Source organism: Aquabacterium sp. (assembly GCF_021768455.1).
GTDB lineage: Bacteria > Pseudomonadota > Gammaproteobacteria > Burkholderiales > Burkholderiaceae_C > Aquabacterium.
The window spans coordinates 1-7,162 of record NZ_JAIZVX010000181.1 but is presented as its reverse complement, the minus strand read 5'-3'; the positions used below and the strand labels follow the sequence as shown (position 1 = coordinate 7,162).

The window sequence follows — 7,162 nt, the reverse complement described above, 5'->3', positions numbered from 1 at the left end:
CCGCCCGGCCCCGGCTCGCTGGGCGCCCAACTCCCGCATCAGGGCGGCATAACGCGCCGGGTCGATCAGGGGCCAGGCCCCCACCGACACCAGGGCCGTGACACGGGCTGTTTCCAATGCCCACCGCATCTGCCGGTGGGCCCGCGCCATGCTGTCGCCATTGAACCAGGGGCAGCGTGAAGGCTCCCGCCAGCCTCCTTCGCCCTGCAAGCGGCGCGAGGGCACCGACCAGCCGGGCACGCCCGACAGCGCCTGGCGGACCCCCAGCAGCCGCTTGTTGAGGTTGGGGTCATGCGCATCGCTGCTCATGAGGCAGACCACCCCGCCTTGCGGATGGGCCGCCTTGACCAGGCCACCCAGGCTGCGCCCGAAGGCAAGGTTGTCGGGGCCGACATGGCTGCGTCGCAGCCCCTGCTCGGCCGGCTCGAGGTCTGAATCGAAGGTCACCACGGGAACGCCCTTGTCGCGGGCCAGGGCCAGGGCGCTGCCACCCAGCAGGCCGGAGTGCGTCACCGACACCGCCAGACCGGCCAGAGGCGATTGCAGCGCGGCCACGATGGCGGCATCCTGCAGCCGAGCCTGAGCGGGGCCCGGCGAGCCCAGGTTCAGACAGCGGTCGCCCTGAAGGCGGGCCGCTGCGACACAACCTTCCCAGGCGGCGATGAAATTGGCATCGTCCGGGCTCTTGCCGGCCAAGGCGAAGGTCGCGGCGGCGGCATCCCATGGCATGGCCACAGCCAGCACCACCGTTGCCAGAACAGCACACATGGCGCGCCTTGGGGCCGATGCAGACGCCGTGGGCTCGGCATCCCGGTGGGCCGACAGGCTGTGGTCACGCGCGAGTCTGAGCATGGTCCCCCCCTTGCTGCGCCGACACATGCCGAGGCCTTGCTCGGTGAGCGCCGCGTGAGCAGACCATGGGAGTGGGCCGGCGTCAAGCGAACACGGTCAAAGGAGAGACAAACGGACAAGAAAAAAGGCCTGACCCTTTCGGATCAGACCTTTTCAAAATTTGGTGGGCCCCGACAGATTCGAACTGTCGACCAACGGATTAAGAGTCCGCTGCTCTACCAACTGAGCTAGGAGCCCGCTTTCAGCACCTGCCTTGCGGCAAACGCTTTCTGCGTTGTTTGCTAGAACTGGTTATCTAGCGAAGACTTGAAGTATACACATAAATTCTGCATCGCTTCAAGTACTTCGAAAACTTTTTCAAGTTTTCTTCATTCACTGGTGGGTCGAGCGAGACTCGAACTCGCGACCAACGGATTAAAAGTCCGCTGCTCTACCGACTGAGCTATCGACCCCCGGAAAGCCTAAGAGTATAGCGTGCTTTTCAAGGCTTGAGCAAGATTCTTGAAATTTCTGCTGCGGCAACCATGCCAAAGGTCGCCGTCACCGTCACGGACGAACCGTACCCATGGCAGTTCAGCGAACCATCACCGCCGCCCACTTCGCAACTGTCCTGCGGTGGCAACACGGCTTCGCGCGAAAACACGCAGCACAGTCCCATGGCGCCTTTGCGCGCGCCGCCGTGGCGTTGGCGCAGGCGCTGGCGCACGCTGGCCAGCAAGGGGTCGTGGGTCACCTCGGCCAGGTCGGTCACCTCGACAAGGTGCGGGCGGGTCTTGCCACCGGCTGCGCCCACCGCCACCACGGGCTTGCCATGGGCCTGCCCCCAGGCGGCCAGGGCGGCCTTGGCCTTGACCTGATCGCAGCAGTCGATGACGGCATCGATCTGGTCGGCCTGTAGCAGATGCCCCACGTTGTCTTCGTCGATGAAATCGTCGATGGTCTGCACCACACACCCCGGGTGGATCAGGGCGAAGCGCTCCTGGAGGGCCAGCACCTTGGCCTGGCCCAGCGTCGGAGTCAAGGCGTGCACCTGGCGGTTCACGTTCGACTCGGCGATGTGATCCAGATCGACCAGCACCAGAGAGGCCACGCCACTGCGGGCCAGGGCCTCGGCAGCCCAGGAGCCCACCCCACCCACACCGATGACGGCCACGCGGGCCGCCCTCAGGCGCGCGTAGGCCGCCGTGCCGTGCAGGCGGCGCAGCCCGCCGAAACGGCGCTCTTCGTCGGCAGCCAGGTCGTCCATCAACCCTTGGCCTTCTTGGGCTTGGCGGCAGGCGCAGCCGGGGCCGACATGGTCAGCAGGCGATCGCGGGCGGCCTGCGCAGCCTCGGTCTGCGGGTACTGCTTGACCAGCGCTTCCAGGGTGCGTCGGGTGGCGTCGTTGTCCTTCAGCTCACCAAAGCAGTTGGCAATCGACAGGAGGGCCTCGGGCGCACGGGCGTGATCCGGAGCCTTGTCGATCAGCTGCTTGAAGGAGGTGATGGCTTCCTTGTACTGGCGCAGGCCGTAGTAGGCGTTGCCGAGCCAGTACCAGGCCGACTCCCGGTACCCCGTGGTGGGACGCGACTGCAACAGGGCATTGAGCCCGGCCGCACCGGTGGCAAAGTCGGCCGCCCGCAAACGGGCCAGGGCTTCGTCGAAATCGCGCTTTTCATCGGGCTCGACCTTGAAGGTCTTGCCGTCGACCGTGACGGGCTGCGGTTCGAGTTTACGCACGCGCTCGTCGACCGAAGACTGCATGTCGCGCTGGCGACGCTGCATCTCGGCCACGTCGCGGGCCAGGAGCTCGTCCTGACCGCGCTGCTTGGCCAGGTCGCTTCGCAGTTGCTCGATCTGCGCGTTCATGTCGAGGATGCTGCGGCGCAGCTGCTCGATCTGGGCATTGAGCGCAGCCAGCTTGCCGGCCTGGGCATCGGCGTCCTGGGTGCGTTGCTGGCGCAACTCAAGGATGGCGCGGCGGGCGTCGTCGTCCTCGAACAGGGCGGCCTGCGCCCCGGCGGCACCGCACAGGGCGGCCAGGACGAAGGCCCAGGAACGCAGCCGCTTGGGAAAAGGCAAGGTCGGTGACATGGGGCTTCCCGATCAGACCTCAACGGTCCTTGATTTCAGCGCGGCGGTTCTTGGCCCAGGCTTCTTCGTTGCTGCCTTGCACGGCCGGGCGTTCCTTGCCGAAGCTCACGGCCTCGACCTGCTCGGCGGACACGCCCAGCAGGGTCAGGGACTTCTGCACGGCCTCGGCGCGCTTCTGGCCCAGGGCCAGGTTGTATTCGCTGCCACCGCGCTCGTCGGTGTGGCCTTCGACGATGACCTTGCGGGCCTTGCTGGCGTTCAGGCGCTTGGCATGACCTTCCACGGCGCCGCGGAACTCTTCCTTGACCACGAAGCTGTCGTAGTCGAAGTAGACCACGCGGGCCAGGCCGCTGTCGTCGGCCGCCTTGTTGGCGTTGTCCACCACCACGGGGGCGATGGCGGTCGAGGGCACGGCGCTGTTGCCGGCACCCGAAGCGTTGGCACCGGCACCATTGGCGGTGGTGATCGGGGCGGGGCCCTGGCCAGCCTGGTCGTCGAGCTTGACGGTCGAGCCGCAGCCGGCCAGCCAGAGGCTGGACGCGGCGATCACGGCGAGGGCGGTGCGGGTGAAGTGACGTGCTTGGTTCATGTCGAGGCTCCTTCAGCAGGGATCAGATGGGTGCGCCAGGTCCGACATCGGCCCAGCGCTGTTCAAACAGGTGTCAGCGGCGCAGAGAAGGGACAGCAGGCCCCCAGACAGGCTCGCGCACATCGGCCTGAGGGGTGCCCAGACGGGCCTTGATGCGGCCGTCGAGCGAGGTGGTCATCAGCACATCACGGCCATTGGCACGGGTGGCGTAGATGATGAGCTTGCTGTTGGGGGCGAAGCTGGGGCTCTCGGCATCGCGCCCGTCGGTCAGGGTGCGGACGTTGCCGGAAGACAGCTCCATCAGGTTGAGGCGGAAGGCGCCGCCATCGGTCTGGCCGATGTAGGCCAGCCACTTGCCGTCGGGGCTGATGGCGGGGCTGATGTTGTAGCCACCGGCGAAGGTGACACGCTGGGCGCTGCCGCCCGCGGCAGGCACGCGGTAGATCTGAGGGCTGCCGCCGCGGTCGCTCACGAAATAGATGCTGGCGCCGTCGGGCGTCCAGGTGGCTTCGGTGTCGATGGCGCTGCTCTGGGTGAGGCGGCGCAGGCCTTCGCCATCGGCGCCGATCACGTAGAGCTGCGAGCCCCCATCGCGGCTGAGCGTCACGGCCAGCTGCTTGCCATCGGGCGACCAGGCCGGGGCGCTGTTGGTGCCTTTGAAGCCAGCCACGACCTTGCGACGACCGGTGGACACGTCCTGCGTGACCACCACCGCCTTGCCGCCCTCAAAGGACACATAGGCCAGCTGCCTGCCATCCGGGGCCCAGGCGGGCGAGATGATGGGCTGCACGCTGGTCAGCGGTGCCTGGGTGCCTTCGCCATCGGCATCGGCCACCACCAGGGTGTGGCGCGAACCGACCTTGCTGACGTAGGCGATGCGGGTGGAGAAGATGCCGTCGTCGCCGGTGAGCTTCTTGTAGACGTCGTCGGCAATGCGGTGTGCGGCCTGGCGCAGGTCCTGCGCGGGGACCACCAGGCTCATGCCACCGAGGTCGGCCTGCTTGAGCACGTCCCAGAGGTGGTAGCGCACGTCGAAGCGGCCATCGGCCAGGGGCGAGACAGAGCCGGCCAGCAGTGCATCAACGCCTTTGCCCCGCCAGTCGGCCAGGGGCGGACGGGTGGATTCGTCCAGGCGGTCGGCGCTGGCATCGAGGGACTTGAACAGGCCGCTGCGCTCCAGGTCGGCCTTGATGATGGCGGAAATGGGCTGGGGCGAGCGGGCTTCGTCGCGGAACTTGCCGATGGCGATGGGGATCTGGGTGGCCCCGACGCCAGAGATCTCGACGCGGAACTGGGCCTGGGCAGCCCCCAGGGGCCAGAGGGAGGCGAGACCAACGATGGCGGTGCCGCCGATCAGTCGGCGGGCCAGGGCACGGCGAGTCAGGGAGAGAGGCATGGGGTCCGTCACGGGAGGGGCAAGTTCAGACACCCGGGATTGTGCCCCGGAGTGCGAACAAGTTCCGTGCCCCAAGTGGACAAGCCTGCGCCGCACAGGTGAAATCCTGTGAAGACGGCACCCGGTGCCGCCCCTTCTGGCTTCAGAGCAGCACGATGTCGTACTGCTCGGGCGACATGGACGGCTCGGTCTGCAGGGAGACGGGCTTGCCGATGAAGTCGCTCAGGCCGGCGAGGTGGGCACTTTCCTCGTCGAGCAGCATCTCGACCACGGCCGCGCTGGCAAAGACGCGGAACTCCTTGGGGTTGAACTGACGCGCCTCGCGCAGGATCTCGCGCAGGATGTTGTAGCAGACGGTCCGCGGGGTCTTGACCTGGCCTCGGCCTTCGCATGTGGGGCATGGCTCGCACAGCATGTGTGCCAGCGATTCGCGCGTGCGCTTGCGGGTCATCTCGACCAGGCCCAGGGGCGAGAAGCCGCTGATGGTGTGCTTGGTGCGGTCGCGGCCGGTCTGTTTGCGGAACTCGGCCAGCACGTTGTCGCGGTGGTCTTCGCGCAGCATGTCGATGAAGTCGACGATGACGATGCCACCCAGGTTGCGCAGGCGCAGCTGACGGGCAATGGCCTGGGCCGCCTCCAGGTTGGTCTTGAAGATGGTCTCGTCGAAATTGCGGGCGCCAACGTAGCCGCCGGTGTTGACGTCGATGGTCGTCAGCGCCTCGGTCTGGTCGATGATGAGGTAGCCGCCGGATTTGAGGTCGACCCGACGGGCCAGGGCGCGCTCGATCTCCGTGTCGATGTTGTAGAGATCGAAGATGGGGCGCTCGCCCTTGTAGTGCGCCAGCTTGCTCACCCCTGTGGGAATGAAGGCTTCGCCAAAGGCCTTGAGGGCGTCGAACTGGATGAGCGAGTCGATGCGGATGGTCTGAACCTGATCGGAGACCAGGTCGCGCAACACGCGTTGAGCCAGGTTGAGCTCCTGATAGAGCAGCGAGCCGGGCGCGGCCTTGAGGCCCTGTTCGCGCACCGTCGCCCAGGTCTTGCGCAGGTAGGCGATGTCTTGCGCGAGTTCCTCGTCGGTGGCGTCTTCAGCATTGGTGCGCAGGATGAAGCCGCCCGGGCGGTTGCGCCCCTCCTTCACATCGGCCTCACCGATGAGGCGGGTCATGCGCTCGCGCAGCTGCTCGCGCAATTCGGGCGAACCGATCTTCTGCGAGATGCCCAGGTGATCGTCCTGAGGCAGGAAAACCAGCAAGCGGCCGGCGATGCTGACCTGGGTCGACAGGCGGGCGCCCTTGGTACCGATGGGGTCCTTGATGACCTGCACCATCAGGGTCTGGCCTTCGTGCACGCGCTTTTCGATCGGGGTTTGCGCATCGGCCGAGCGGCTGGCGGGACGCACCGAAGGGTCTTCGCGGTGAAGGTCGGCCACGTGCAGGAAGGCGGCACGTTCCAGGCCGATGTCGATGAAGGCCGATTGCATGCCAGGCAGCACGCGCACGACCTTGCCAGCGTAGATGTTGCCGACCAGACCTCGCTCCAGCGTGCGCTCGACGTGGAGCTCCTGCACCGCCCCGCTCTCGATGACGGCGACGCGGGTTTCCTGGGGAGTCCAGTTGATGAGGATGTCTTGGGTATAGGGCATGGGTGGCAATTTAACGCATGCGCCGCAGGGCCGCGTTCGACAGGACATGCCAGCCGGGCAGGCCTTCACGGCCCGAAGCCAGCAGGCCGGCGGCAACCTGGTCGGCGTGCACGGGTTTCCATGCAGACGGAAACAGCCCACCCAGGGCCAGAGCCAAACGTTCGCCCAGGCGGAATTCGGCGCGCGGGCCCTTCAACAGCGATGGCTGGGCCACGCTCACATGGGCGAACCCGAGGTCGCGCAAGGCCTCCTCCAGTTCACCCTTGGTGCGGTTGTAGAACACGGGCGAGCGGGCATCGGCCCCCTTGGCGCTGACCAGCATCAGGCGTTGGGCGCCCTGAGCGAGTGCCAGTTGGGCGATCTGCAAAGGGTGGTCGAAATCAACCTGGCGGAAGGCCGCGCGCGAGCCCGCCTTGCGCAAGGTGGTGCCCAGGGCACAACAGACCCAATCGACCGCATAGACCGGTGCCTGGGCTTCCAGCCGGTCAAAGCGGGTCTCGACGATGCGCAGCTTGCGGATGCCGGCCACCGCGTCCAGCGCGTCCGTGGGCAGGAGCCCCAACAGTTCGGGTGCGGCCAGTTCGCGGCGCACCAGCACCCGGGCGCC

7 protein-coding genes and 2 tRNA genes are annotated in these 7,162 nt (G+C 66.9%); all 9 read right to left on the bottom strand.

The genetic code is table 11. From position 1 onward, the window contains the following. A partial coding sequence (locus tag QZ994_RS17650) for a substrate-binding domain-containing protein (protein ID WP_290874758.1) occupies positions 1-852 on the bottom strand: 852 nt, incomplete at its 3' end. A gap of 161 nt (positions 853-1,013) precedes the next feature. Then, a tRNA-Lys gene (locus QZ994_RS17645) sits at positions 1,014-1,089 on the bottom strand. 139 nt (positions 1,090-1,228) lie between these two features. Continuing rightward, positions 1,229-1,304: transfer RNA gene (locus tag QZ994_RS17640), tRNA-Lys, on the bottom strand. Positions 1,305-1,333: 29 nt separating this feature from the next. After that, positions 1,334-2,098: a tRNA threonylcarbamoyladenosine dehydratase gene (locus QZ994_RS17635; RefSeq protein WP_290874755.1), complete on the bottom strand. Its 765-nt coding sequence runs from the start codon at positions 2,096-2,098 to the stop codon at positions 1,334-1,336. Beyond that, the gene (gene ybgF / locus QZ994_RS17630; RefSeq protein ID WP_290874752.1) at positions 2,098-2,925 is read right to left on the bottom strand and encodes a tol-pal system protein YbgF; all 828 of its coding nucleotides are present in this window, start codon (positions 2,923-2,925) and stop codon (positions 2,098-2,100) included. The genes QZ994_RS17635 and ybgF overlap by 1 nt, the downstream gene beginning before the upstream one ends. Before the next feature lie 19 nt (positions 2,926-2,944). Beyond that, entirely contained in the window at positions 2,945-3,514 is a 570-nt protein-coding gene (gene pal / locus QZ994_RS17625; protein ID WP_290874749.1) for a peptidoglycan-associated lipoprotein Pal, read from the bottom strand. Between the two features lie 73 nt (positions 3,515-3,587). Next, positions 3,588-4,910 (bottom strand): Tol-Pal system beta propeller repeat protein TolB, encoded by a 1,323-nt coding sequence (gene tolB / locus QZ994_RS17620; RefSeq protein ID WP_290874746.1) that lies wholly within the window; start codon positions 4,908-4,910, stop codon positions 3,588-3,590. Positions 4,911-5,052: 142 nt separating this feature from the next. Continuing rightward, positions 5,053-6,555, bottom strand: a complete 1,503-nt coding sequence (gene rng / locus QZ994_RS17615) for a ribonuclease G (RefSeq protein ID WP_290874744.1) — start codon at positions 6,553-6,555, stop codon at positions 5,053-5,055. 10 nt (positions 6,556-6,565) lie between these two features. Continuing rightward, the coding region (locus QZ994_RS17610; RefSeq protein WP_290874741.1) for an NAD-dependent dehydratase at positions 6,566-7,162 on the bottom strand (597 nt) is incomplete at its 5' end.